Source organism: Lysinibacillus sp. GW823-FHT06C08, assembly GCF_058795135.1.
In genome coordinates, this window is record NZ_JBXAHN010000002.1 from 34,669 (window position 1) to 59,103 (window position 24,435).

The 24,435-nt window shown below is 37.5% G+C and carries 33 protein-coding genes; 24 read left to right on the top strand and 9 right to left on the bottom strand.

Annotated features, from left to right (window positions below):
• Positions 1-10: 10 nt before the first annotated feature.
• Positions 11-226: a hypothetical protein gene (locus AC1Q6O_RS07690; RefSeq protein WP_008175845.1), complete on the bottom strand. Its 216-nt coding sequence runs from the start codon at positions 224-226 to the stop codon at positions 11-13.
• A 525-nt stretch (positions 227-751) separates the two neighbouring features.
• On the opposite strand from AC1Q6O_RS07690, the gene AC1Q6O_RS07695 reads away from it, so the two are divergent.
• The 5 genes from AC1Q6O_RS07695 (at position 752) to AC1Q6O_RS07715 (ending at position 5,091) form a co-directional block, all read left to right on the top strand.
• Positions 752-1,480, top strand: coding sequence for an AAA family ATPase (locus AC1Q6O_RS07695; protein ID WP_043990020.1), 729 nt, complete (start codon positions 752-754; stop codon positions 1,478-1,480).
• Entirely contained in the window at positions 1,477-2,700 is a 1,224-nt protein-coding gene (locus AC1Q6O_RS07700; protein WP_008175849.1) for a GNAT family N-acetyltransferase, read from the top strand. Before AC1Q6O_RS07695 ends, AC1Q6O_RS07700 begins: the two co-directional genes overlap by 4 nt.
• 136 nt (positions 2,701-2,836) lie before the next feature.
• Positions 2,837-2,974, top strand: coding sequence for a hypothetical protein (locus AC1Q6O_RS07705; protein ID WP_008175851.1), 138 nt, complete (start codon positions 2,837-2,839; stop codon positions 2,972-2,974).
• A gap of 70 nt (positions 2,975-3,044) precedes the next feature.
• A complete protein-coding gene (locus tag AC1Q6O_RS07710) occupies positions 3,045-3,563 on the top strand; it encodes a GNAT family N-acetyltransferase (protein WP_008175852.1) in 519 nt (172 codons plus the stop codon).
• 316 nt (positions 3,564-3,879) lie between these two features.
• On the top strand, positions 3,880-5,091 hold the full coding sequence (locus tag AC1Q6O_RS07715) for an MFS transporter (protein WP_096364218.1): 1,212 nt from the start codon (positions 3,880-3,882) through the stop codon (positions 5,089-5,091).
• A gap of 74 nt (positions 5,092-5,165) precedes the next feature.
• Here AC1Q6O_RS07715 and pdxR read toward each other — a convergent pair whose 3' ends face one another.
• Entirely contained in the window at positions 5,166-6,548 is a 1,383-nt protein-coding gene (gene pdxR / locus AC1Q6O_RS07720; RefSeq protein WP_346038118.1) for a MocR-like pyridoxine biosynthesis transcription factor PdxR, read from the bottom strand.
• A 111-nt stretch (positions 6,549-6,659) separates the two neighbouring features.
• Here pdxR and AC1Q6O_RS07725 point away from each other — a divergent pair, with 111 nt between their 5' ends.
• The gene (locus tag AC1Q6O_RS07725; protein ID WP_089984837.1) at positions 6,660-7,100 is read left to right on the top strand and encodes a GNAT family N-acetyltransferase; all 441 of its coding nucleotides are present in this window, start codon (positions 6,660-6,662) and stop codon (positions 7,098-7,100) included.
• A gap of 99 nt (positions 7,101-7,199) precedes the next feature.
• Here AC1Q6O_RS07725 and AC1Q6O_RS07730 read toward each other — a convergent pair whose 3' ends face one another.
• Positions 7,200-7,883, bottom strand: a complete 684-nt coding sequence (locus tag AC1Q6O_RS07730; RefSeq protein WP_090003158.1) for a class I SAM-dependent methyltransferase — start codon at positions 7,881-7,883, stop codon at positions 7,200-7,202.
• A 229-nt stretch (positions 7,884-8,112) separates the two neighbouring features.
• Between AC1Q6O_RS07730 and AC1Q6O_RS07735 the strand changes: the two genes are divergently transcribed.
• The 5 genes from AC1Q6O_RS07735 to AC1Q6O_RS07755 all read left to right on the top strand — a co-directional run bounded on the left by AC1Q6O_RS07735 (position 8,113) and on the right by AC1Q6O_RS07755 (position 10,439).
• The gene (locus tag AC1Q6O_RS07735) at positions 8,113-8,712 is read left to right on the top strand and encodes a CPBP family intramembrane glutamic endopeptidase (protein ID WP_239354487.1); all 600 of its coding nucleotides are present in this window, start codon (positions 8,113-8,115) and stop codon (positions 8,710-8,712) included.
• Positions 8,713-8,783: 71 nt separating this feature from the next.
• On the top strand, positions 8,784-8,969 hold the full coding sequence (locus AC1Q6O_RS07740; RefSeq protein WP_090003159.1) for a helix-hairpin-helix domain-containing protein: 186 nt from the start codon (positions 8,784-8,786) through the stop codon (positions 8,967-8,969).
• On the top strand, positions 8,962-9,129 hold the full coding sequence (locus AC1Q6O_RS07745; RefSeq protein WP_008175876.1) for a hypothetical protein: 168 nt from the start codon (positions 8,962-8,964) through the stop codon (positions 9,127-9,129). The genes AC1Q6O_RS07740 and AC1Q6O_RS07745 overlap by 8 nt, the downstream gene beginning before the upstream one ends.
• Before the next feature lie 8 nt (positions 9,130-9,137).
• Complete coding sequence (locus AC1Q6O_RS07750; protein WP_008175878.1) at positions 9,138-9,770, top strand: hypothetical protein; 633 nt, start codon at positions 9,138-9,140, stop codon at positions 9,768-9,770.
• Positions 9,771-10,130: 360 nt separating this feature from the next.
• A complete protein-coding gene (locus AC1Q6O_RS07755; RefSeq protein WP_043990023.1) occupies positions 10,131-10,439 on the top strand; it encodes an RNHCP domain-containing protein in 309 nt (102 codons plus the stop codon).
• Between the two features lie 52 nt (positions 10,440-10,491).
• Here AC1Q6O_RS07755 and AC1Q6O_RS07760 read toward each other — a convergent pair whose 3' ends face one another.
• Positions 10,492-10,989, bottom strand: a complete 498-nt coding sequence (locus AC1Q6O_RS07760; RefSeq protein ID WP_008175881.1) for a hypothetical protein — start codon at positions 10,987-10,989, stop codon at positions 10,492-10,494.
• 92 nt (positions 10,990-11,081) lie between these two features.
• Here AC1Q6O_RS07760 and AC1Q6O_RS07765 point away from each other — a divergent pair, with 92 nt between their 5' ends.
• From AC1Q6O_RS07765 to AC1Q6O_RS07795, 7 genes are all read left to right on the top strand, one after another.
• Positions 11,082-11,822: a sulfite exporter TauE/SafE family protein gene (locus tag AC1Q6O_RS07765; RefSeq protein ID WP_008175882.1), complete on the top strand. Its 741-nt coding sequence runs from the start codon at positions 11,082-11,084 to the stop codon at positions 11,820-11,822.
• Between the two features lie 12 nt (positions 11,823-11,834).
• Positions 11,835-12,770 (top strand): PD-(D/E)XK nuclease family protein, encoded by a 936-nt coding sequence (locus AC1Q6O_RS07770; RefSeq protein ID WP_090003160.1) that lies wholly within the window; start codon positions 11,835-11,837, stop codon positions 12,768-12,770.
• Between the two features lie 45 nt (positions 12,771-12,815).
• Positions 12,816-13,469 carry a hypothetical protein gene (locus tag AC1Q6O_RS07775; RefSeq protein ID WP_492401033.1) on the top strand — a complete coding sequence of 218 codons (654 nt, stop codon included), beginning with the start codon at positions 12,816-12,818 and terminating at the stop codon, positions 13,467-13,469.
• 594 nt (positions 13,470-14,063) lie between these two features.
• Entirely contained in the window at positions 14,064-14,195 is a 132-nt protein-coding gene (locus AC1Q6O_RS07780; protein WP_346038116.1) for a hypothetical protein, read from the top strand.
• 141 nt (positions 14,196-14,336) lie between these two features.
• On the top strand, positions 14,337-14,489 hold the full coding sequence (locus tag AC1Q6O_RS07785) for a hypothetical protein (protein WP_008175886.1): 153 nt from the start codon (positions 14,337-14,339) through the stop codon (positions 14,487-14,489).
• Positions 14,490-14,704: 215 nt separating this feature from the next.
• Entirely contained in the window at positions 14,705-15,868 is a 1,164-nt protein-coding gene (locus AC1Q6O_RS07790; protein ID WP_346038115.1) for an MFS transporter, read from the top strand.
• A gap of 111 nt (positions 15,869-15,979) precedes the next feature.
• Positions 15,980-16,639 carry an MBL fold metallo-hydrolase gene (locus AC1Q6O_RS07795; RefSeq protein WP_043990052.1) on the top strand — a complete coding sequence of 220 codons (660 nt, stop codon included), beginning with the start codon at positions 15,980-15,982 and terminating at the stop codon, positions 16,637-16,639.
• A 36-nt stretch (positions 16,640-16,675) separates the two neighbouring features.
• Here AC1Q6O_RS07795 and AC1Q6O_RS07800 read toward each other — a convergent pair whose 3' ends face one another.
• Positions 16,676-17,842: a Ger(x)C family spore germination protein gene (locus tag AC1Q6O_RS07800; RefSeq protein ID WP_107921875.1), complete on the bottom strand. Its 1,167-nt coding sequence runs from the start codon at positions 17,840-17,842 to the stop codon at positions 16,676-16,678.
• Positions 17,843-17,979: 137 nt separating this feature from the next.
• A complete protein-coding gene (locus tag AC1Q6O_RS07805; protein ID WP_008175890.1) occupies positions 17,980-18,225 on the bottom strand; it encodes a YkuS family protein in 246 nt (81 codons plus the stop codon).
• A 320-nt stretch (positions 18,226-18,545) separates the two neighbouring features.
• On the opposite strand from AC1Q6O_RS07805, the gene AC1Q6O_RS07810 reads away from it, so the two are divergent.
• Entirely contained in the window at positions 18,546-18,737 is a 192-nt protein-coding gene (locus AC1Q6O_RS07810) for a transmembrane Fragile-X-F protein (protein ID WP_089984824.1), read from the top strand.
• Positions 18,738-18,792: 55 nt separating this feature from the next.
• Here the strand turns inward: AC1Q6O_RS07810 and AC1Q6O_RS07815 are convergent, their stop codons facing one another.
• Positions 18,793-19,368, bottom strand: coding sequence for an LOG family protein (locus tag AC1Q6O_RS07815; RefSeq protein WP_492401034.1), 576 nt, complete (start codon positions 19,366-19,368; stop codon positions 18,793-18,795).
• A gap of 80 nt (positions 19,369-19,448) precedes the next feature.
• Here AC1Q6O_RS07815 and AC1Q6O_RS07820 point away from each other — a divergent pair, with 80 nt between their 5' ends.
• On the top strand, positions 19,449-19,766 hold the full coding sequence (locus AC1Q6O_RS07820; RefSeq protein ID WP_089984818.1) for a MazG nucleotide pyrophosphohydrolase domain-containing protein: 318 nt from the start codon (positions 19,449-19,451) through the stop codon (positions 19,764-19,766).
• Positions 19,767-19,844: 78 nt separating this feature from the next.
• The gene (locus tag AC1Q6O_RS07825; RefSeq protein WP_255250339.1) at positions 19,845-20,240 is read left to right on the top strand and encodes a GNAT family N-acetyltransferase; all 396 of its coding nucleotides are present in this window, start codon (positions 19,845-19,847) and stop codon (positions 20,238-20,240) included.
• 16 nt (positions 20,241-20,256) lie between these two features.
• Here AC1Q6O_RS07825 and AC1Q6O_RS07830 read toward each other — a convergent pair whose 3' ends face one another.
• On the bottom strand, positions 20,257-20,709 hold the full coding sequence (locus AC1Q6O_RS07830) for an NUDIX domain-containing protein (protein ID WP_008175907.1): 453 nt from the start codon (positions 20,707-20,709) through the stop codon (positions 20,257-20,259).
• Between the two features lie 96 nt (positions 20,710-20,805).
• Here AC1Q6O_RS07830 and AC1Q6O_RS07835 point away from each other — a divergent pair, with 96 nt between their 5' ends.
• The gene (locus tag AC1Q6O_RS07835; RefSeq protein ID WP_008175908.1) at positions 20,806-21,303 is read left to right on the top strand and encodes a hypothetical protein; all 498 of its coding nucleotides are present in this window, start codon (positions 20,806-20,808) and stop codon (positions 21,301-21,303) included.
• Between the two features lie 70 nt (positions 21,304-21,373).
• On the opposite strand, the gene AC1Q6O_RS07840 is transcribed toward AC1Q6O_RS07835, so the two are convergent.
• Positions 21,374-22,546: a multidrug effflux MFS transporter gene (locus tag AC1Q6O_RS07840; RefSeq protein WP_043990054.1), complete on the bottom strand. Its 1,173-nt coding sequence runs from the start codon at positions 22,544-22,546 to the stop codon at positions 21,374-21,376.
• 369 nt (positions 22,547-22,915) lie between these two features.
• On the opposite strand from AC1Q6O_RS07840, the gene AC1Q6O_RS07845 reads away from it, so the two are divergent.
• Positions 22,916-23,464 (top strand): GNAT family N-acetyltransferase, encoded by a 549-nt coding sequence (locus AC1Q6O_RS07845; protein WP_239355034.1) that lies wholly within the window; start codon positions 22,916-22,918, stop codon positions 23,462-23,464.
• Positions 23,465-23,574: 110 nt separating this feature from the next.
• Complete coding sequence (locus AC1Q6O_RS07850; RefSeq protein ID WP_342532660.1) at positions 23,575-23,814, top strand: hypothetical protein; 240 nt, start codon at positions 23,575-23,577, stop codon at positions 23,812-23,814.
• Positions 23,815-24,435 lie beyond the last annotated feature (621 nt).

A 24,435-nucleotide genomic window follows, 5' to 3' on the forward strand; every position in this document is an offset into this window, starting at 1 on the left:
ACGTTATGGATTATCTCTTTTTCTTTCCTAAATCTTTAAGAGGTTGCTTTTTAGGGATTTTTTCAAAAATAATCTTCACATGATAGTGGTTGTCGTCAATTTGAAGCACTTCCGTTACTTTGGCTTTACGCCCTTTAATTCGAATATCCTCTTCGATGGCAGGGAGCTTGACGAGCAATTGACTTAAGACGGACGTTTTATTTTCATAATAATGAGTAACAAACATTGTTCTTCACCTTCTAACATTTGATTGTTACTCAATTTATGAGGGGAGCCTAGTTTATAGAACTTTTATGGGTGGAAATAGGTGCACGGAGAAAAATTGTTACTCAAACTGCATGTAAGGGACCTTACCTGTAAGAATGCTGATTATATTGGGCATAATCATAGAACTCCTTTGAATATTGCTGGGAAATTATAATCTTCACAATTGAAAAATATCATTCATACGAAAATCGTGCTGCCACTTAATTTTATGGAAATCAAAAATATGACATAATTTTACGGAATAAAATTGCAACTTTCGACATGTTTTTTATTTATTTCTCGGGAAATATCTATTACACAATGGTGGTATAGAGTGGGACTACTAGCACTCGATTTTACACTACTCCTGCTGTGAACTTTCATTGAAAAAATAATGACTTTATGATTTGTTTGACTATTCTTAATTCTTTTTCGTAAAAGAGGTAGTGCGATGACGTTTCAGCAGAGGAGTTGTTCGTTATAATAAGAGAAAGGAGGAAATGAAATGTATTTAAAATCATGTAAAGTGCTACAGAACACTATTCCTAATAAACAAATGTATCCTTTTAATATCCCGAGCTTGCAGGATTTACAGGAGTTGGAGTTTCCGACAAATGTGACATTCTTCGTTGGGGAAAATGGTTCGGGAAAATCAACATTACTAGAAGCTATTGCAGATCGGTGCGATTTTAATACGGCAGGTGGTGGCCGCCAAAATCTGTATGAAGTACATAAGGCAGAATCTTCACTGGGTGAATATATCCGTTTGTCGTGGATGCCGAAAATTTCAAATGGTTTTTTTCTTCGATCCGAAACATTTTATCAATTTGCCAGTCATATTGATTTGATAGAAGATCCAAGGAGATATAACGCTTTTGGTGGAAAATCTCTACATCACCAATCCCATGGGGAGTCTTTTCTTGCTTTATTTATGAATCGCTTTAAAGGGAAAGCCATTTATTTATTGGATGAGCCTGAGGCAGCATTGTCTCCAACAAGGCAGTTAAGCTTGTTAAAAATTATGAAGGACCTTGAGCATGAGGCACAATTTATTATTGCTACACATTCGCCTATTTTACTCGGTTATCCAAATGCAACGATTTATAGCTTTGACAATGGAGAAATTGAAACGATCCGCTATAAGGATTCCATTCATTACATTGTCACCAAGCGGTTTTTAGATGCACCACAAACAATTTTAAGTGAGTTATTTGATGAGGAGAGGGAATCATGAATCAACGAAAAGGCTTAGTCATGCGAGAAATTCGATTGGATGAAATGGCACAATCCATTGATTTATTGAATTATGTCTTTCAAATGTCGATGTCTATTCATAAGGACCGTCGTTTTGTGAATGCAAAAAGTAGACAATTTAATGAGGGACATGCTATCGGATGGTTTGATGGCTCACATTTAGTATCGCAAATTTTAAGTTTGCCTTTTGAGGTCAATGTCCATGGGAAGATTTATGAAATGGGGGGGATTACAGCAGTTGGCACCTACCCAGAGTATTCAGGCCATGGCTTGATGGAAAGCTTGATTATTGAAAGCCTACAAAGTATGCGCAACGAGGGACAATGTATATCCTATTTATTCCCATATTCAATTCCTTATTACCGAAAAAAGGGATGGGAAATTATGAGTGATATCGTAGAATTTCAGGTGAAGGATACACAGCTTCCGCATTATTCCGGACTCAATGGGAAAATTCGGCGTGTTGATCCGAAACATCAGGATGTTGTGGATATCTACGCCCGATATGCCGAAAAAACACATGGTGTAATGGTGCGAAATAGTATTGCATGGAATGAGAAATTTCAGGAGGATTTCTGGGAAGAGAAATTCATTGACAGTGATGTTAACCTTCAGGCTGCCGTCTACTACGATGAAGGAGATGTGGCGCAGGGCTACATGTTTTATCGTATTATGGAGGAAAATTATTATATTGATGAAATCGTCTATTTACAGGAAGAAGCACGTAAAGGGTTATGGAATTTTGTCTCTGCCCATAGTTCCATGATTTATAATGTCTATGGGAAAACGACAGGTAATGAAGCTGTAGCATTTCTATTAGAGGATAGTGAGATTATTCAAAAGGTCTCTCCTTATTTTATGGCGAGAATTGTTGATGTTAAAGAGTTTTTATTACGCTATCCATTTGTCAGTCAAAACTTTGAGCTTCAGCTAGCCGTAACGGATCGGATTGTCGCTTGGAATAATGGTACATTCATCATCAAAATGGTGGATGGTAAGCTGTCTGTCCAAAAGGTGAGCGAGACATTAAATGATAATGCTGTCCATTTAACGGTGCAAACCTTGGCCACTATGCTGCTAGGCTATAAACGCCCAAGGTATTTAGAGAAAATTGAACGGTTACAGGGACGTGCGGAGGAAATTGCCTTACTAGAGGACGTATTACCTGTAGGCATACCGACATTCATTGATTATTTCTAAGCGCGTGGAAACAGTTTTGGAGCTGAACTAATTTTTACATTAGTTCAGCTTTTAATGATCATCAAGACACTGCATATTTGAACAAGGGAGTAACTTTATATACATAGACAAACATGGATATAGAAGGGGAATAGAAATGAATTTATTAGTCGGAATAGCTATTGTACTCATTGTGTTTTTCTCTTCAAGCATAATTGAAAAAAGGTTGAAGTCTATAGAAAAACAAAACAATCGTGTTATTGAAATACTGGAAGAAATAAGAGATAAAAAATAAAGGGATTTGCCAATATGGGGATTTTACTTCAAGGTAAGAGTAGAACCTATTGGAATGGAGCTTATATAACATGGATATATATATTGAAAGATTACAAGTGGCAGATGCCGAAGGATTGTATAAATTTGAACTTGAAAACAGAGCATTCTTCGAAGAAATGGTGCCTACTCGTGGAGATGAATACTATAACCCTAAGATTTTTAAAAAAAGACACGAAGCTTTACTTGAAGAACAAGCTCAAGGAAGGTCATATTTCTATTTAATTAAAGATCAAGATAGTTCTATTCTAGGAAGAATAAATTTAGTAGATATTGATAGATTTTTTAAGATCGGTCATCTCGGTTATAGGGTGGGTCAAGAACATGCTGGAAAAGGAATTGCTAAAAAAGCATTGAAAATATTAATCGAAACAATAACTGAAGAAGGCATAAAACAGATTAAAGCGGAAACAACAACAAATAACATAGCTTCTCAAAGAATTTTAGAGAAAAATGGTTTTGAGAAAATAACGACTAGTAGTGAAAAATTCGAAATGAACGGTCAGAAATTAAGTTTCGTGTATTATGCTTTGACTATCTCGCCTTGTTAAACTAACTGAGTGCCTTATTTAAAGATTAAAGAGCTGTTTAGACAGCTCTTTTTTTATATTGAACAATGAATCGGCTTAGCTTAAGAAGGATTAGTTATGGAATAAAAGGGTATGGTAATAATTTACTGTGGATGTGTAATATTAAAACAAACAATGCTATAATTCAATTAAATTTGTATGGATGATAAAAAACTTGTGATAAATCGATATCCCCCAGATTTATCCGCTAGATGAAAGGAGTCAAAGTTTAATGAATAGTCCAATCTAATTTTCCCCCATGAAGCCAAAATTCAAATGAAATATCGGGGGATATAAAATGAAATTGAATAGAAATTTTTCTTTATTACTATTAGGTCAATCACTCGCTAATATAGGCGATGTATTATATATAGTCAGTGTTATAAGTACGATTTTTTTGTTGACGGATTCTGCAATTTCAGCATCGTTTGTGCCATTTACGATTGCTTCCTCTATGTTCATATCCAGTATGCTGACACCTCTTTTAGTGGAGAAACTAAATCTTAAATGGTTACTTGCTGGGTCACAAATCGCAAAAACCATTTTACTCTTTATTCTAGGGTTTCTGGTAATGGGATTATCAGCAGCTAATTATTATTTTATCTTTTTAATAATAGGGTTGATTGCTTTTTTTGATGGATGTGCAAATCCAATAAGACAGACATTGACTCCACACTACGTTAAACCTGAACAGCTACTTCAAGCTAATGGAATTTCCGAAACTATTACGCAGGTCATTCAAGCAGGTATGTGGTTCGTAGGAAGTTCATTATTACTGATTATGAGCTCTCAGCAACTGATTTGGTTAGTTGGATGTCTATTTGTATTGGCAAGTCTATTACTTAGCCTTTTAGAAAATGTAAACAGCCATGAATCGACGGAGACAAAAGGGAAACTAGAAAAGATGAAAGAGGGTTGGCAAACTTTATCAAATACGCCAGTTTTAAAAAGGATTGCTTGGATAGAATTTTTAGATACCATCGCTGCAACAGTTTGGATAGCCGCTATTTTATATGTGTTTGTCAACGACGCGTTGAACGTTGATGAAAAGTGGTGGGGCTTTATTAATGGAGCCAACTTTTTAGGTCTGATTTTAGGAAGTGCTTATTGTATAAAATTTTCTTCTGTTGTAGAAAAGAAAATAGGAACCTATATTTTTGTCGGCTCCTTTGCAAGTTTCATATTTACAATAGTATTTAGCATCAACAGCATTCCGATGATTTCCTTACTTCTATCATTTTGTGTAGGGCTTTTTGGACAAATTAAACAAATTCCTCAACAAACAGTAATACAAACCAGTGTATCAAAAGAACAGTTGTCAACTGTCTATACCTCATTAGGTGCTATCGGAACTGGAATTTTCGGCATTGGCTCTCTTGTTATGGGGGTAATAGCAGATTTAGTAGGAATTAGAATGGTTTTCGTGATTTCGGGGCTATTACTGGCGACAGTCAGTGTAATCGCACATAAAAATAAGCAATTGTTTGTAAGAAATGTTTTGAAACCATAAAATTAAAGAAGAAGTAGGACCATCGATTTTGATGGTCCTTTTTTATTGAACACAATGTACGAACTTGGTGTTATTTATGAGGACCATGCTTTTTTAAGTAATTGGACACCTAATTTAATTTCTTCCATTGTTAATGTGCTAAAGCCTAGCTGTAGCATCGGTTCTATCCGGGCTTGATGGAGAAAAAACGGGCTGGTTGGATAAACTTTTACCCCGTGGGCCTCAGCTTGTTGGATTAGCTGTTGTTCCGAGAGGGATGACTTTATTTTCACCAAAATATAGAGTCCTGATTGTTCACCTAAAACCGTGATTTGCTCCCCAAATTGTTTTTGTAGCTCCTGCACAAGGCAATGCATTTTTTGTTTATAGGTTAGGCGCATTCTTTTAATATGGCGGGTCCATTCGCCTTGGGCCATAAAATGAGCCATTGTGCGTTGATGTAGGGTGGATGCATTTTGTTCAAAATGAGCAAATTTTTCTTTATAAGGCTGCATAAGGGCATCTGGTAACACCATATAGCTTATTCGTATGCCTGGTAAAAAGGATTTCGAAAATGTGCCTAAATAAATGACCCGAGAGGGATCGATAGAGGCAAGAGCAGGGAATGGCTGTTGTGTATAACGAAATTCACCATCATAATCATCCTCAAGAATATAGCCATTCACTTTTTGAGCCCATCGTATTAGTGCTTGCCGCTGTTGAATGTTCATGGAGGCACCATATGGAAAATGGTGTGATGGTGTGACATACAATAGCCGTGAGCGACAAGTTGTTAAAATATCAAGCTGTGCACCTGCTTCGAAAACAGGTAAGGCCTCAATGTCAAAGTTATGTAATTGAAATGCCTCTCGAGCCCCATCATAGCCTGGGTCCTCCAGCAATATGCTAGGGAAATTTTCCTTCAATAAAAACCCAAGATACAGAAGCATTTGCTGTGTACTACTCCCAATAATGATATTTTCATTATTGGTATATAGGCCTCTTGCCTGCAGCAAATATTGGGCAAGCTGCTCTTTTAGCATAGGTTCTCCAAACAGTTCACCATATTGATAGCAAGTGGAATCCTGTAAAACCTGATTGGCGATTTGACGCCACGTCTTGATGGGAAAGTGCTGTTGATCGACAGCCCCTGCTTTGAAGTTTACAAGGAATGCTGTAGTATCCTTTAGTGGCTTCGATCGAATGGGCTGTGGCTGCTCTTGAAAGAAAACTTGCTCCAGCGCATTCACAAAATACCCTTTCCGACCTTCACCACGAATGTACCCCTCAGCTACAAGCTGATCATAGGCCGTTAAGGTCGTATTGCGGCTCACCTGCAATGTTTCTGCCAGCTTCCGAATAGAAGGCAGAGAATCATTTTTTTGCAATGTGCCCTCCATAATGAGGGTTTTCATTTGCTGATAGATTTGTTTATATTTGGCCTCTTTGTCGGTTAATAAAAAGATGAAATCGTCCATAACGCACCTCTTCGACATGTTGAAATGTTTGATACTGTCTCTTTTGAAATGTCAGATAATCTACTACCATCATACTAGAATGACAAATAAATTGAAATGGGGGAGTGGAATATGAATATTTGTACTGTGACACAGGCAACAATTGGGGAAGTGGTCCCGTTATTTAATGCCTATCGTGAGTTTTATGGACAAGCGACTGATTTAATACAAGCCGAGCAGTTTATCCAAGAACGTGTGGAAAAGGAGCAATCCATTATGTTTCTCGCATATTTAGATGGGGAAGCAGTAGGCTTTGCGCAGTTATTTCCTATCTTTTCATCCGTAGCTATGAAAAGGGCGTTTATTTTAAATGATTTATTTGTGGCTGGGCATGCCAGAAAACAAGGGGTGGCCAAAGCATTAATCGATCAATGCTACGTCTATTGCCAGCAGGAGAACGCTCGTTACATGATGCTCGAAACAGCAAGGGACAATGTCAATGCACAAAAGCTCTATGAAAAAGTAGGGATGACCATAGATGATCATGTTTATTATTACAGTATTTATTGGTGAAAAACAGGGCTGTAGTTTTTATAAGCCTTTATTTGTATGAAATCTATAATCCACCTGTTGAAAGACCCCCCATTTGAGCTAAATGGCGGGGTCTTACGGTTAGGCGTGACTCATCCAGCCAGCAAAAAGACCTGAACTGAAAAAGCGCGTAATCTGCTTAAATCCAGCCTCCTTCAATAATTCTTGAATGTCTTGATCGGATAGGAAAGAGATATTCATAATGACTTGTCCCATATCTTCAACTTTTGCTTTTTTATATCCTGCCTCTAAAAAGAAGCTTTGCCAGATTTTAATGCGATCTTGCAGTTCGTCACTATTACGATCACCGTAGGCACAAGCAAGGACAAAAGGTTTGCCAGGCTTTAATTGCTCATGAATGTTGTGCAGTAAGTTAAGTTTTTGCTGTCTATCTTCCATAAAATGCAGCACAAGGATACAGCTAGCCGCATCATAGGTTAATGGAGAGGAGGGCAAGGTATCAATGGTTCCTTGGAGAAGCTGAACTCGGCTTTCAATAGCTAATTGCTGTGCTTTATACTGAGCAATTTGCAGCATCTCTTCAGACGGGTCTATACCTGTAAATGTCCAGCTTGGATTAGAGGGTCCCCATGCGGACAGCTCATTACCGCCCCCAGCTCCTACAACTAGCAGGGAAGTTTCTTGCTCACCTAAATGAGCTCGGAAATAGGCTTGTGTCATGGTGAACAGAGTGTCATAAGCTGGTACAGAGATACGAGTACTTTGTTCATAAATGCGAGCCTTCTCTAATAAATGTGTCTTCATAGTCATTACCTCCAATGTATATTGCGTATATTAAAGACCTTGTTTGTCTGTAATTGAGTATATATGAAATTTAACCGAAGCACAATAATGAAATCTTACCCTATTATAATTAAAGTAAAACGATTAATACTTAATTTAAAGGATTAATAATTTAACGATTATCATTAAATTGTTATTGAATTTAATAGGTCTTTCTTCTACACTTAACGTAATGAATAGGGGGAGAAATATGATTAATGCAATTGTGCAAGTGGTGTTATTTTCAGTCATACCGTTTGTTTGGTGGAGTTTTACAGCTAAAAAGAAACAACTATTCCTCGAATGGTTAGGATTTCATAGGCCAGTTATTGTCGATAAGGGGAAATATGCCATGTTTTATATGCTTGCTATTGTCGTATTAGTGGTGCCTAATTTCGCTCTCGTCTTTTTTTACATGGATGGTTCCATATTAGCGTCCAATCAATTTACTGGTCTTGGCTTAGCGGGGGTCATACCCGCTCTTCTGTATGCTATGATTCAGACCGGCTTATCAGAGGAGATTTTGTTCCGTGGCTTTTTACTGAAAAGGCTGGCAAAGTCATTTGGTTTCCAGGTCGGAAATTTGCTACAAAGCCTCGTTTTTGGCTGTATCCATGGGGCTATGTTATGGACGGTATTATCATTTCCAATCATCTTGTTAGTTGTACTATCTACGGGGCTAGCAGGCTATGTGATGGGATGGATGAATGAGCGAGTTAGCGGGGGCTCCATCATGACGAGCTGGAGTATTCATAGTTTGACTAATTTAATGACTGCTTGCTTATCCATGTTTCAAATTCTATCTTTTTGACTTATTTGCATTTCTTTGCCGTCACTTGCATAATAGGGCAGAGAAGATTTTTCTTGAAGGGAAGTGCAAACATGACAGAATGGCCAAAGGGAGTAGCCAAACCTGCAATTCGTGCATTACAGGCAGCAGGCTATACACAATTGAAACAGCTGGAAAACGTTGACCTTTCCACTTTAACTCATTTACATGGAATGGGACCAAAAGCGCTTGCTGCGATTGAGGCGGCATTAAAGGAAAGTAGGGAGCCTCGTGAATAAGCTGACATTATTTTTACTGGCAATGGTGGTCTATTATATAGTCGTTGTTTTCCTCATCAGTAAGCTTTTTATCATTCCTATCATGAAAGTAATGGCACTTGTCTTCTTTATAGGAGCGGGTTTCATCTTTTCACGTAAAATGCGCAGGAAATTGCAGTAGGAGGCATTATGAAAATTGTTCAATTAACAGTCATTTATTTAGCCATTATTTTGCTGGCTATGGTGCTATCTTTATCAGGTGTTCGGCTATCCTTTTCACTCGGTATAATTGCAGTGTTCGTGGTAGCTATTATTTACCGTCATGTACATATTTTATATCGATCAAACAATATGGAACTTGTAGATAAATGGGTGAAGCGCCGTCAGAAAGAACCAATATTTGCGGCTCTCTATGCATCCGCTTATGGGACGGTAGATGAACAGATTCGTGCTATCGATGTCATCATCCACCATTATAAGCAGCCAGCCATCAAATATAATTATCTATTTACGAAAGCAATTATGGAGAAAAATCTTGGAGCGGCAAAGGCTGCTGCCCAGCAAATTAACAAGGAGCCATTGTCAAGCTATGCCCTATGCTATATTGCAGCGATGGAAGGTCGAACGGCTGCTATGAGAAGCGACAAGCTGACACAGCCTTGGATGCAACCCGCTGTAGAGGCGGTATACGCCCATAGTCAAAAAAATCAAGAATTATTCCGCCAATGGGCTGATGCTAGCATCGAACAAGCGCGTGGTGTACAAAAGTATGGTTTAATACATAATTTTAGACAAATGGAAAGAGAATTGGATCGTGAATAACTATTTGGTTTACTAAACAAAACATGAAACTTATGAGGAGTCGTTCATTTGAAGGTAAATAGATTTCCTACAATTGTTCATAAGGGGACGAATGCCTAACTTAGTGATGATCAATGAGCACCGACTAGTGGAAGGTGGAGAGGTCCGTCTTACAGTGATTGATACAATTTCCTAAAGTCAATCGTGGTTCGGATAAAGAGATGAAATAGGCTCTTTTGAAGGTGGAATTAGAAGTAATCGTTTTGTAGAGCAAAACGGTGAATGGGTTAAATCATGATCAAAGCCTAATACTATTTGTATAGAAAAACAAAACGGAACCCTTTCTCCAAAGATGAAAAATTCGTCTTGGAGGAAGAACAATTGAGTAGAAAAACTAAAAATACAGCATTTCATTGTGAACAATGTGGGTTAGACGTGACACCATTAAACAATGGCAGTTTCCGCAATCATTGCCCACATTGTTTATATTCAAAGCAACTAGATATTGTACCTGGTGATAGAGCCAATCCATGTAAAGGGTTAATGAAACCTATTACTATTGATTATTCATCTAAAAAAGGGTATCAACTTGTACATCAATGTACAAAATGTGGTCACCAGTCACGCAATAAAGTAGCCGTGGATTGCACACAAGAGGATCAACTTATTCTATTTATGCAATCTATATAGTCGTTTCATGTTTGTAAGACGTATTAAAGAGCAACTCTTTAATACGTCTTTTTTAACGCTTTTTATTCAATAAAATGCCTCGTACGATCCCCATACTGAAAATACCACAGAGCAAGAAAAGAAAAAGATATGCATGCCATTGTTGTAAAATGCGAACGCGTCCCAATGCAATCGTAAGGTCGTTGAAAAGGGAGTAAGTAAAGTACAGTAAAATACTATTTTTTATGAGACAAAATGTCATGATGCCATTTTGACGCTGGCTATGGGACAGCGGCGGTTTATTTTTTCTCATCATAGGATAGGCTGCTTTCATCTCTAAATAGTGTAAAAGTAAAAATAGCATGAGTGCGATAAATGGTAAATAAAAAATAGCAATTTTTGGCCCAAACTGTGCATGGTCACTTGTAAAGCTTTGTAAAACGGGAATCGTTGCAGGAAGCTTTCGATATTGAATTAGTGTAGCTGTGAAGCCAGCTAAAAAAATGGTGGCCACGATGACCGTCAGCTGGTGACAAAAGCGTGGTGTTGGTGTTTTTTGTTGTGTCTGCATCCTTGCCCCTCATTTCCATCATCATTCAAAATTACAATCTGTTATACTGTATCATAGAATGATTGCTTTTGTGAGAGAGAAAGAAGGATATGATGGAATACTTGTTATTTTTATTCATTGGCATCATTGGGAATGTCATTGGAACGTTAGTGGGTGGCGGTGGTTTAATCACCTTGCCAACGATGATGTTAATGGGGGTGCCTGTCCATTCAGCAATTGGGGCTAATAAAGTATCCAATATGGTAAGTGCATTTTCGAGCTTTTATACGATTTATAAACGTAAGGAATTAGCATGGTCAGAAATGAGACCGGTCTTATTGGTATCCCTAATTGGTGGAACATTGGGTGGACTTTTTGCTTCATTTATGAGTAGTCAAGCATTGACGTTTATTGCCATCATTTTACTAGGATTTGCGTTAATGATGTCCTTTATGGGTGGGGCAGATTTTGGCGATAAGGAACTCTTTATTATGAATCGAAAAAATGGTCCAATCCTCCTTGGAGTTGGTTTTTATGATGGTATGTTTGGGCCAGGCAGTAGTACACTAGCCCTTTATACATATGCGCATGAGAAAATATCTTATATTAAAGCAGTAGGACTCTCAAGGGTAGGGGTATTCGCCATGTGCTCAGGAGCAGCGATTACCTATATTGCTACGGGGAAAATTGAATGGCCACTGACATTGATTTTAATGGTAGGGTCTACGATTGGTGCGCAAATTGGTATTGTTTTAGCAAGAAAGGTGAACGCAAATCAAGTCAAACTGCTACTTCGTATTGTAACCATTGTTCTGATTGTACAGCTTGTCTATGATTTTATCCAGCAGCTATAGGAGGCGATTGTCGTGTTTGAAATTACACCGTACCCTACGTTTTCATGGTCATTATCACGTCATAAAACGCTAACAAGCTGTGCCCGTAAATATGGCTATGAATATTATTTTTCCCATAACGGGTGGCTAAGCTACAATGTGGAGCCTTATCATCAACTTGTGTATCGTTTAAAAAAACTTCAACCCATGCCTATTTTATTTGGGCAAATTGTTCACCGTTTTATTGAACAGGCTATTAATGATTATTTACAAACAGGGAAGCCTCCCACATTAGAGGAGCTGATTCATTGGGCTCGAGGACAGCTGAATGCGGCTTTTATTGATTCTACTCGCCATCTTAAATCATGGAGGCAAAAACCAAATAAATACTATATGATGCAGGAAATTTACTATACTGGCAAACTTCCTACCGATCTAGTACAGGACTATAAAGAACGAATTAAGCTTGTTTTTGAGCATTTTTTAAGGAGTGAAACATTTCAACAAATTACGTCACAAAGAGGCTCTTTGCGAATTGGAGAGCCCGAACAGTTTCGCTCAATGAAAATCAATGATATCCAAGTGTTCGTTGTAATGGATTTTCATTACTTTAATGAACTAACAGATAAATGGGTAATTGTGGACTGGAAGACGGGGGGCGAGTCAGATGATGATCGCCAGCAATTAGCCCTCTATGCCTATTATGTCCAGCAAAAATATCGGGTGCCACTTGAGCAAATCGAGGTCTATAATGAATATTTACTAACCGGAAAACGGAAGAAATATAGCTTCACCAATTTCGATATGGAAAATATTTTACATACATTTCAGTATAGTGTGTTAGAAATGAAAAAGTATCAAGCTGATATTTTTTCTAACGAGCCTGTGGACTTGGAAGATTTCGAACAAACACAAGAAAAATGGCATTGTCGTGGATGTAATTTTAGAGAATTATGTGCGCAAAAGTAGAAATGGAGCTTCGCCTATTTGCTTTTCTACTAGAGGAGGGAGAATATGATAAGAAATAAAGGGGCGCTTGTTACGTCCATCATCCTTTTAGGAATTTGTATGTGTTTATTTTTCCCATTTCCTAACTATCAAATGGTGAATGCACGAGTTTCCTTTATGTCGTTCCCAATCCTCACTGATGAGGGCTATGTGCTGCTTGGGTTACTTGGTTCAGCTCTCTTTATCCTTGCTTTGATTTTTCTTGTCAAGGGTCTGAAAAAATTTCACCTCCTATCAATGGGTGTAGTGCTAATCACCTTTGCCTTATTACCCATTCTTCTGATGACCATCTATCAAGAGACATTCGCTCGTGGCATTATGGCGATTTCTTATACTGAGAATGGCGAATGCCAATTTGATGTAGTAAGCAAAGATGTATTACAAGGAGAATGTCATCTTGAATTACAAAATCGAAGTAATGAAGCGGTGTCATTTGAGCTAGAGTTTTTAGATGATCATTTAACGGATAACGGACAGCGTATCGCGTCTCTGATGAATGTAGCTGGCCCTTATTATGTGAAGATTGAGCCTAATCGTATAAAGTTCATTCATATAAAGGAATTACTTGATTTATCTGACGTGCCCAAACATATTCAAGGAGGCGGTTCGTCGTTTATACATATTAAAATAATCGACGGGGAGATTGCACGAATTTTATAAAAAGGTATTCAAGAAGGAGAGCTTTAAAACAGTTGAAGTGAAGGTAGTAGCTTATGAGTTGCATTCGCAGCTCTTTTTTTATTGAACTTCTGAGCCGTTTAGTTGCATAAGATATGAAATGTTTTATGTTAAAAAAATGGAAGAAAAAACCAGGAGGGGTGAAGTAATTGTGTTGAGAAAATATTTGAGTATGATTTCATTGTTATTATTTTCTTTGTTCATGGTCTTTGCTTTTATTACCCCCATTGTAGTGAATGGAACCTCTGAAATAGGGGATATTGTGGTCATTTCTAGCTGCTCTTTTTAGTCAAAAGGGGAAGCTAAGAATATTGGCTTTAATTGTTTCCTTGATTCCAGTGCTTTTGCTAGTAGGGTTCATGTTACTTCCGCTATTTTACTTACTAGAGTAATGAACGGGTATATTCCTTTTATTCAGTCGAGATACAGGTTGCTTTTTCTTATTCAAATGAAAGTACTAGGTATAAAGATGTCTCTATTTTTTCCTCTAGTATAAAATCTAGTTATTAAACATATATAAGATAAGCAGCCAATAGAGTGTACAATACCTTTTAAGAATCATAAAGGGGGATGAAAATGGATAAACAATTAACCATGTTTGAACTTTTGATAACTCCTATGAAAAAAACGCCAGATGATCGTATGGAAAGTGTTGAAAAGCAAAACGTAGTGGCACCACGTAAGGTAGGGTATATTGTACACAGATAAAGGACAATTCACCTAACTTCACATGATAAGGTTGTATCAAGTAGCCCTAAAAGAATGTGAGAGCGGAAAACTGAATTTGCTTTTTTGATTATTTTGTATTAAATTATATTGTATTGATATTTCGAGAGGAGGCAAAAAGTGATGGAAACTGTTTTCAGAATGGCTGCAATTGAAGTTAAAACATTTTTACAATTAGCTGATTTCAATTCAACGGGACCAGTCTGTCGTTTTTTAGAAAAACTTCATATAGAATTCAGCAACCGAAAGCTTTTTGCCTGTGTATTTAATAGATAAAGAAGATCCTTTATGATTGTTCTTTTTAAATACTGTATACATGTTATGACGCCGGTTAGCTGGCGTCTTTTTGTGTTGTTAAAGAAGAATTATTAAAAATAAAGCTTTTGAAAGGGTGAGACGATTGCTTAAAAAGTTAAGGCAATTTAGGAATGTTTCAGTGTGCCAAGCGCTTCTAATTTAAAAAAGATTAATTAGAAGCGAGGAATTTTAACATGCAAAAACAAAGAATTTTTACTTCAGCATTTCTTTTTTTATTTATTAGTAACTTTTTAACTTTTATAGGATTTGAAATGTTACTACCTATTTTACCAGCCTATTTAATTAGCATACATGCTTCTCCTTTTCAGGTAGGGTTGGTTACTACAGTATTTACAATAGGGGCTATTATCATTAGACCTTTTGTAGGCTATTATTTAGTCGATAACAATAGAAAAGGTTTAGCAATTGGTGCGGGGGTTATGTTATTAATGATTACAATTATGTATCCCTTTTTGAGCACAATCTGGCTCTTCCTACTATTACGGTTTTTCCATGGAGTAACATGGGGAGTGTCAACAACTGCGAATAGTACAATGGCGGTGGATTTAATTCCAAAAACAAGATTAGGTGAAGGGATAGGCTATTTTTCTATTTCAACAACAGTGGGAGCTATCATTGCCCCTAGCTTAGGCATCCTAATCTATCATTCTTTTTCTTTCCAACTATTAATCTATTCTTCCGTCATTCTTTGCCTTTTGGCAGTGATAATTCTTCAATTTGTTTATTCTGCTGAACCGGTTAAACATGAGAAGCAGCCATTTCGATTTATAGAAGCGATTTTCGAACGAGAAGTATGGTTTCAAGCATTACTGACTGTTATGACAACGCTTGGCTTTGGTGCAATTATTACCTTCCTTGTGCTATATGGCGAACAAAGAGGGTTAGATCAAATTTTTTTATTTTTCCTAATCAATGCGATGGTTTCCACTTTACTACGTCCATTTACAGGAAAATGGTTTGATAAAACGGGGCCGTGGTCGATTATCATTGTGTCAGCAGTGCTAGGTTTTTTATCATTGATTGTGTTATCCTACGCGACAAATAATGGGATGCTTATTATCGCAGCTATCCTATTCGGAGCGGGCTATGGAACCGTTATGCCTTGTTTACAAACATGGACAGTTCAAAAAGTAAGTGAGGCAAAAAGTGGTGCAGCGAATGCCACATTTCTTTCTAGTTTTGATATTGGAGTTGGCATTAGCGCATTCACCTTAGGGCTTTTAGCTGAATGGATTAGTTTAGAGATGATTTTCCGTGTTGTTAGTATAAGCTTTCTTCTTGTTGCTCTGTTTGTTTATAAAGATGCTAAGAGAACGAGAAAAAATAATCATATGTAGCCAATAAAATTTTAAGTCCATGATAGGGATGGCAGGAAATTTTAGGCTGAAAGCAGAAACTAAAAGAGGATCACCATTATCTTTTCATGTTTGGCAAAGGGGGCAAATGCTATAGAAATATCAAAAGGTGTAAAGGTACTGAAACTGAGCTATCAAGGATTCATTATTCATCCAACGCTTTTGTGGGATCAAGATATGGCTGTGTTAATAGACACAGGTTTTCCTGGACAAATGGAGGAATTGCGAGAGGCGATGGCACAGGTTGGTGTTTCTTTGGACCAGCTAAGTGCGGTCATTCTCACGCATCAGGATGTGGATCATATTGGGTGCTTGCCGGAATTAATACAGACATGTGGACAGCATATACGAGTATATGCGCATGCACTGGAGCAACCGTATATTCAAGGGGAGCTACCATTATTAAAAGATGCGCATTTAGAAAATCCACCAAAGGGGAGAGTGGATGTGACCTTGAGTGATGGTGAAGAATTGCCTTTTTGCGGAGGCATTCAAATCATCCATACACCTGGACATACGCCAGGCCATCTCAGTCTTTATTTGACACAAAGCAAAATATTAATTGCCGGTGACTCCCTATACAGTGTAGAAGGCCATATTGCGGGTATCCATGAACCGTCTGTATTAGATTTAGCGGAAGCTCAGGAGTCTTTACAGAAATACCTAGACCTCGATATCGAAACGGTTGTATGCTATCACGGAGGAATAAGTAGAGGAGCTGTCCTTGATCAGCTTCATCAAGTATTATCATAAACAAGAGACCACTCCTAATAGGGGTGGTCGTTTTTATTATTCGGTAATTGTTTCTTCAAATGATTTTCGCCCAGGGCTTACTTTGTTAATATGAATATCGATTTTACTAATGGAATCCTTGGTTAAAGGGATTTTGCCATCCTTCTGTATGTTTTTCCATACCTTTACATTATCGCGATAGAGATATTCTGACAATCGATAGACATCCGCATCCATGTTTAAACCTTCCTGGAACGTAGCCATAATTTCCTTTTTGACTTCACTTTCTACTTTTTTTCTGACCTGGCTAGCTGTCACTTTTCCTTTAAAGCCATTCAAAATGGTGTTAAATTTTAAATACACTTCAAATTTTACTTGATTGTTTTCAACAATTGGTTTGACATTGACATCTAATTTTTTAATATCAACAGTTAAGTAGTCGCGCTCCTCCGTATTGTTTAATTTGATCGTGATTTCTCCTTGCTTCGTTTCATTATTCATCCATTCAATTCCTCGTGCTGTATTGCCTTTAATAAAGCCTTTAAAGGTGTTCTTTGACAGGATACCGACACCTGCAAAAACAGTTTCAGTGCGAGATTCCTTGGCTGTTTCCCAGTCTTGATTGATGGAAATGAATGGGACCTTCATTTCATGATTCGGCTCATTTAAACCAATGACTAGCTGTCTCAAGTTCACCGGCTCTACAAATGATTCTTGTCTCGAAGTATTTTTAGGATTACTCAGCTTGGTCGCAGTCGGTGATTTTTCAAGAATAGGAGATACTAATAAAACTTCCTCGATGGGGTCTTGTGTACAATAGACCCAAATATGATATCTTGTTTCTCGAAAGCGTAGAAACGTGTCGATAATGGGAATAGCATGCTCACTTTCCATCGCTTTTTCTGAGAAAAGGAGATAGGTCATATGTCCCCAAAAGACTTCTTGGTCCATTGAACGATACAATTTATAGATTGCTTCTTCAATTGTTTTTCCTGTAGCTTTCCCGACTTCAGTTGGTGCAGCTTGTGGATTCGATTGTTCTGTTTTTGCTACATTGGCAAAGTTCATAAGTTGGATGTACGCTATATATTCATTATCCTTATAATCAACACCAACACCTTGCACATAATACATCCGTTGGGGTTCTGTTACATCCCAACAGCCTGACATGAGGAGTGTAGTTGTAAGCATTAAAATTACAAGCATGATATTTTTTTGGCTCATATATCTCCCTACTTTTTAAAGTTCCTATTATTTATTTTGTACAACTATTAGGTGTATTATAAGTAGATATTATAAGTATGTAAGGAGAACCAATAAGAAAGTGCTGCTCGCCATATTTTCGCGACAGCACTTCATGATTAATGAAAATATTTTTCGACACGTTGAACGACGTCGTTAGCTGAAAGCCCATTCGCATCAATGACAGGACCTTCTATAACTGGGTCACTAATCCCCATGACGTCTCTGTCCTGACCCGTAATGATGCAGGCATCACATTTTTTGGCATCCTCTTCATTGCGAAGCTGGATGACTTCATAGCCTTTCGCTTTTAAAGCCTCTTCAATATTAGATAATGATTCTTCAACACCAATAATTCTCGACATAATTTGTCCACCTCCTACAAGTAATGTGCCATTTCATGTTGCGCATTATTCATATTATTTTTTTGAAGGTGGCTAATGACTGAAAAAGTAAAAAACCATTCTAAAGAGAAATCCTCTCTTCATAATGGTTGCTAATGATTCGTCTGTTAACAATTCAACATCTTTAAGCTTCGGCTGGAAAAGCAAATTCTGCTTTTATTAAAGGTGCAAACTCACTTTTTGCAGAAATAGGATACATTGAACTTTCTACTGTTGTATGATTTACCTTTATTATTTCCCTATACGTAGGTACATAGTCTACAGACAAAGGTGGTGAAGAGATGGGCATTGTAGAAGTATTAACTGTTGTTTTGGTCCTATTAAAGCTAACGGATATTATTGCTTGGTCATGGTGGCTTGTTTTACTACCAGCCATATTATCATTTAGCTTGTATATAATCATAATTGTGGTGAAGCTCATCATGGTATTGGTAGCTGTACTTGTGGTAAAAAAACGAGATGCGACGAGATAAAAAGAAGCGGTGGTAAGATCAGTCGAGTATGACTATGACTAACCTTACCAACTGATTATTTGCTTAGCTCGTAGGTTTTTATAGCTGGAGGAACAAAGCTTTGACATTTATCTAAAAGCGCTACCGCATCTGCGTCAACGATTAATGCTTCTCGAAATTGTGCTTTTAAAAATTGTTCCTGTTGCATATGATCAAAAAATGAAATTAATAAATCGAAATACTGTTCAATATTGAAAATGGCACAAGGTTTTTGGATGAGGCCGATTTGATTCCAAGTAAACACTTCGAAAAATTCCTCTAATGTACCAGGACCACCAGGTAGGGCAATAAAGCCATCTGCTAGTTCCATCATTTTACTTTTGCGTTCATGCATCGTATTGACAACGATCAGTTCTGTTAACTGCTGATGCGTAATTTCACGCTCCTCTAACAAGGTTGGAATCACGCCAATAACTTTTCCACCTTCTTGTAGCACAGTATCGGCTACTGTTGCCATAATGCCAACGCTTGCCCCACCATAAATAAGGGTAATTTGACGTTTGGCTAGCTCTTTCCCAAGTTGAATTGCGCCTTCACGATAGGCGTCTGAAGCGCCGATACTAGATCCGCAAAATACTGCGATACTGTTCATTATTGATTCCTCCATATCTGATGAGATTCTTTTATAGTATAATTTAATTTGAATAGGAAAGAAATGGAGGAAGAGCAAAAATGGAATTAAATGAGTTCCAACATTGGGTGAAGGACTACTATGAAAGCCGTGGGTGGTCAGAGCTCAACATATTTACACGAATTGGCTTTTTAGCAGAAGAAACAGGCGAGGTTGCTAGAGCTATACGAGCATTAGAAATTGGCCGAGATCGACCTGATGAAATAACACAATCCTATGAGGAAAATAAGCAAGAGCTTATGGAAGAGCTAGGTGATGTTATAGGGAATATTATTGTCATTGCCAATCAATATGATATACCACTTGAGGAAATTTTCGTGGCGCATCAAAACAAACTTTTGAAGCGTTATCAGGATTAGGAGGAACCCCATATCGATACGCATATTTCAATTTTATATGAACAGCATGATGATTTTGCGATTTTTTTAAGTGAAAAAATTCGTAGCTTTAATAACGAACATTCTTTTCACCATCGAGAAAGTAGGAAGAAGGGAGCCGTTCGTCCTCTCCATTTGATCGTTACTGATCAACACCAGCAATGGGTTGGGGGTTTGACCGCAGAAGTGTATTGGGGATGGATGGAAATACATAAATTTTGGTTTCAAGAAGAGTATCGAGGAAAAGGCTTGGGCAGTAAATTACTGGCACAAGCAGAAATAGCTGCACAGGAAATGGGTGCTAACAAGGCGTTGCTTACCACCTATTCGTTCCAAGCTCGTACGTTTTATGAGGAAAGAGGCTATCAAATGGTGGGAGAAATAAAAGATTATCCGCCTGGCAGTAGCTATTATACGATGGTAAAACCATTTGAGGCTGAAGAAGGCTGTCTATAAAAATAGGCAGCCTTTGCTAATTGATGTCACCTAAATAAATAGTTGTTTCTAGCCCTTGCACATATCGCTGAAGTTGTGGAATTAATGCTTTCGGATAAAGTTGGAACTCATGGAGCCTTGCCACTGAGACCCATTCAGTCCCAATTTGGTGACTATCTGGATTAGAGGGTTGGTGCAATTGTTCATGGAGCTGACATAGAAAATAATACTCTACTTGATGAACATCTGCGTCAAAGGCAGCATGCTCATGATTTTTTCCAATATATTCGCGGATAAAAAGAAGTTTTCCAATATGGACAGAAGCACCAATTTCCTCAAGGCATTCTCGTTGAAGTGTCGCATGAAATGTTTCACCATGCTCCTGTCCGCCTCCAGGACAAATATAAAAATATTCCTCTGTAATTTTATTTTTGATCAGCAATATTTCACCATCCACGAGGATGATGGCTTTGACAGAGTTTCTTATCATAGGAACCTCCCTAGGTTTGTTAATTTTTTATGATTATGACTAAAACGCTTCATGAATGTCTACCTTAATAAAAAGGGGAGATGAAGCGTGTATTCAATGTCCAATTTTAAAATACTTGTTGAAAAACAGACTGAAATTGATACAATTTATCAAAATTGTGATGATTTAATCCAATCAACGGTCACGCCGAAACTAGATGCTGAGGTCGATCAGTTTTTACAGCTCATTGAACAACATTTGACAGAGCAAGGCTTTAACATTACACAAACTTCTACAGGCCTAGTTGCCCATTTTCAAAAGGCGGTCATTAATGTCGATAAACATTCTAAGCATTTGGAACAATGCTTTTTTATCAATTTAAATAGCTACGCAGAGGATCAGGTGTCAATTGTGTTAGACATCTCACCTATTATGCTGCCTAAAATTTCAAATCAGCTAGATGGCTATACGGATATTATTGAGCAAATGACGGATAAGCTAAAGCAAGCTAAAAGTCTGGAGAAAGCCTGTACGAATCCTAAATTCCTTTATAAAACACAAAGTAATAAAGTGTTTCAATCCGCACAGGAAGTGGTGGAACACTATTTTCAATAAAAGAAGAAGCCACCCTCAGCAAACAGGGTGGCATTTTTGTTTAATTAGATAAGATGCCCGCTAGCATCCATTATCGAATATATTTTTTTGCACTAAACCACATCATGATCGTTAACACCAAGAAATAAAGAGGCATCGTCAGCAAGGATTCATTGTGAAGCAAACTCATACCAGATGTGATTACACTGACAAGCAAGTAATAGCCGAGACTAAAGATGGCACCTGCTGTCCCAATGACGTCCTGAAAGTCTACCAATGCTAGACTTAAACAATTAGGAAGGGCAATGCCCGAGCCTAACAGCAAGATAAAAATGGTAACCATGATGCTCATGGCTAGCATACTAATAGGCAATGGTAAAGTACAGACAATCATTAAAAGGAAAGCGCCCATCAACATCACGGAACAACCTATATAAATAATTTGTTGAGGTGGATGCGTGGCGATAAGTCGCTTAGAGATCATCGCTCCTAAAATCGAGGCCAATGCTACGATGATGCCAAGAAATCCATAGAGTCCAGGCGTCATCTGAAAGTGACCAATGAAAATAAAAGGTGCCTCCGCATAATAGCTAAATAGCACACCGTTAATGCCCCCGATGAGCAAACCATAGACAAGAACGGTCGGCGAAGCAAAAATGCGTTTGACGACTGGCCAAATTGCTATTCTTTGCCTAGTAGCTGGTTGCGTTGTTTCGGGTAGTCTGGCATAGGCATAGATGAACAACCCTATACTCATGACCACAAGGACAAAAAATACTGCCCGAAAGCCGAGTGCTTGATCCACCCAGCCTCCAATTAAAGGTCCTACCGCAGGAGTAAACGCAATGACTGCGGAAATTTGTGCGAACATACCATGTCGTTTATTACCGGTTACACTTTCGCGCAAAATGGTTTGCGTAATAATAGAGCCAGTAGCAGCACCGAATGCTTGAATAAAACGACTGATGATTAGAATGGAGATAGTGTCCGCATAAAAACATAATGCGCTCCCTACTCCATAAAAAACTAAACCGCCTAACATGGCAGGTCTACGACCAATAATATCAGAAATCCATCCCCAGCAAAAAACACCTAATGCAAATCCAATAAAATAGATGCTTAAGGTTAATTGGACAGAGCTATTGGATACACCAAGTGCATCTGCAATGTCCGGTAGAGATGGTGTATAAATGGTTTCACTAATTTGTGGGAACGCCACAAGAACAATCATTAACAATAAAGATGGTACTGCCTGTTTTTTCAACATATTGCCCTCCTACAAGCAAATTCTACTTTGTTCGTTACAAGTAGAAAGCGTAGCTAGGGAACCGGCGGGACCATTATTAGAATACGTTCATAAGATAGCATGTTGAAATCACCTTTATATGCTTTAAGTAGGAGTGCATAGTCAGCTTTCTATTATAAACTATTTTATAATTTTTATATAGTAATAATTTCTATTTCTATTAAAATTTAAGAGAAACAACTTGTACAGAAAATGGAAATTTCATAAGATGGAATAAATATGTTTTCTCCAATAGGTAGATGAAATGGGAAAGCACATCATGACCAGTGAGCAAGACGCCATTATGCTTGATGGTTAAGGATAAGAAATGATGAAGGGGGAAGACCGATGTTTCCAATGTTAGAAACGGACCGACTTAAGTTAAGAGAACTGACGCAGGCTGATGTAGCTGCAATTTTTCATTGCCTTTCAAATGAGGAGGTCACACGCTATTATGGGCAGGAACCTTTTATAGAAAAACAACAGGCTGAACAGTTAATCAAGCATTTTGACAAAAACTACGAGGAAAAAAGAGGTATACGGTGGGGTATTGAGCTTAAAGAAACAGGAGAGGTCATGGGTACGATTGGCTATCATTTATGGTCTGCTCCCCATAAACGAGCGGAAATCGGCTATGAAATCCATCCAGATTACTGGCGTAAGGGGTACACAAAAGAAGCAATCCAGCAAGTAATCAACTATGGCTTTGAACACATGAATTTACAACGTATTGGAGCTGTCGTGTATGTAGAAAACGAAGCATCCAATCAGCTACTGCTAAAGCTAGGGTTTCAGCAAGAGGGAATTCTAAGAGACTATATGGTGCAAAAGGAAAAGGCATATGATACGTTTATCTATTCTTTGTTAAAAAAGAACAGCCACAATAACTTCAATTAAATTAGAATCAGTGAGAAATCGAAAGAAAAGTTTGTTCATCTATTGGATGTTTCATGGAATACAAATGAATACTTCAAATAGGGATTGATATGTAACGATTTTTGGGGGTGATGCTAAAAATGTTTGATACAATCGTAGTCATTATTTTAGCGATGCCATTATATGGAGTATTAATTTGGAGCTATTTCTACCCTCAAGAAAGCTTATTATGGGGAAAGCGATGGATGTACAAAGAAGAACCACAAATAGCAGATGGTGCTATTCGTTATATAAAAGTGGCATCTTTCATCAGTATTATCGGATTGACGCTAGTTTTCATTATTTTAATACTAACTCAATTTAGAAGGTGATTCTTCGTCGTTGGGATTGTGATGTGGATGAATAGGTTTGTAGAGGTAGCAATAATTGATAATAAAGAGTTTATAAAGAATGTCAAAAGGCTACAACTCTCAACAATCGGGTGCTTTCCTTGAATAAGGAAAGTGTTTTTTATAAAGGGCCAGATTATTGAATAACATTTTTTATGACACGTACCAAACGACGCTTTGGGCATATAAGGGATTACAATGTTCGCATGATCTTCTTCAATTAACTAGGCATTTCAATTGAAATGTAACTTTATTCTATTTTTAAGAATTGTGAAAGCTGCAAGCCGAGAAATAAATATTTTTTTATAATTAGTCATTGTCAATTTTCCCCTTTATTAATGTACCTCCCAAAAATAGTTACATAATTCTATTTACAACATAATTTTACTCATTTTTTACAAGTATAGTAAATGTAAATTCCTGTTTTGAAACTATTATTATTTTTCTCAGAGTTGTTACTTTTGATAGTGAACGAATTATTCCTAAGGCAGCCAAGCAACTCCCTTGTTCCAAAAATTATTTGTCTGTCATCTATTCCAATACTAATTATCGAATTGTTTCATTTTGATATAGATAGCCGAATTATAATCTCTATGGAGATTT